We start from the raw sequence: 1426 nt of genomic DNA, 5'->3' as shown, positions 1-1426 counted from the left end.
GCGCGCCTTCAGCAGCCGGTGGTAGGCGACATAGCCCGACAGGTAGTGCTCCACGTCGTCGATGCGCACGCGGAAGCTGTGGTGCTTGATGAAGAACGAGCCCGCGATGCGGTCGGGATGGCGGAAGAACATCGCGAGCTCGGGCCAGAAGTGGCCGTTCGCGAGGTAGCGCGCGCGGTGCTCGAGCGCGCGCTCGAACTTGTCGCGGTCCAGGCCCTCGAGCAGGTGGCGCAGTTCGGGATCGGCCTCGATGCGCAGCACCATCTCGCGCGCGGCCATCATCAGCTCGAGCAGGGTCGGGAAGGTGGTGATGCGCTCGCGCACGAAGTCGAGGTAGTCGGCCACGTTGCGCAGTCCGAACTGGTAGTAGCGCAGCGCGGGCCGGTGGCGCGTGAGCTCATTGACGCAGTAGCCGAGCCAGTGGTCGTGCGCGCGCCAGTGCTCGGCGGCGATGAAGTGGTCGAAGGCCTTCTCGACCATCGCGAGCCAGCGCGGATCGCGCGTGAGCCCGTACAGCCGCATCAGGCCGAAGGCGGCCTCGCCGTCGTAGTAGATGACGCGGAAGGCCTCCTTCACCGCGAGGCTGGGCCGGTGCAGCACGTGCACGAAGCGCCCGGTCTCGGGGTCCTGCATGTGGCGGATGCCGAGCGCGAGCAGCTCGAGCAGCGGCAGGAAGCGGCGGTCGCCGGTCAGTTCGGTGTACTTGACGAAGGCCAGCAGGCAGACCGCGTTGCCGCCGAGCTTGACCTCGTGCGCCACGTCGACCAGGAAGGCCGCGCGGCTGCCGTCGGGCAGCACCGCGGGCCGGATCAGCGAGCCCGCGAGAAAGGCCAGCGAGCGGTCGATGGCATCCTTCTGCGCCACGTCGCGCGTGAGCTCCCAGGCCTCGAGCAGCGCATAGGTCGAGCTCGCGTGGCGCAGCGTGTTGTAGGTCGGGATGGCGCGGTCGAAGCAGGGGAACCAGCCGTAGTGGAACTCGCCCGTGGGCTTGACCTGCGCGGCCAGGTAGCGGCTCGCGTCCTCGACCATGCGGCGCACCGGCGCGGCGCTCCAGTCGTCGAGGCGGCGCAGGTGGGCCTCCTGGCCCTCGGGGACGATCGGCCAGGCGCCCTCGGCATCGACGTAGACGGCGCGCGTGGTGAAGCACCACACGGGCACGGCGTCGTCGTCGGGAAAGTCGAGCTCCTTGCCGAAGCGGCGCCGGGTGTGCAGCCGCAGGTTGCCGGGGTTGGGCTGGCAGTGGTCCACGCTGCCGTCGTAGAAGACCGCGCTGCCGTTGGCCTCGGGCGCGAGCAGCGCGAACTCGAAGCGGCTGTCGAAGGACACGCCCTGCTGGAAGTAGTTGCGCCGCGTCTTCGCGAGCAGTTCCTTGAACTCGCCCCAATGCATCGGCAGCACGTGCTCGACCAGTTCCGCGCGCAGCCGC

1 pseudogene is annotated in these 1426 nt (G+C 69.7%); it reads right to left on the bottom strand.

The features are described from left to right. Window positions 1-1426, bottom strand: a pseudogene (locus AC27VN_RS41370) (CapA family protein); the annotation flags it as partial.

It is taken from the genome of Variovorax sp. 20P10.2.4 (assembly GCF_058244205.1).
Note: the sequence above shows the minus strand (reverse complement) of the source record. Positions and strands in the feature narration are given on the sequence as shown.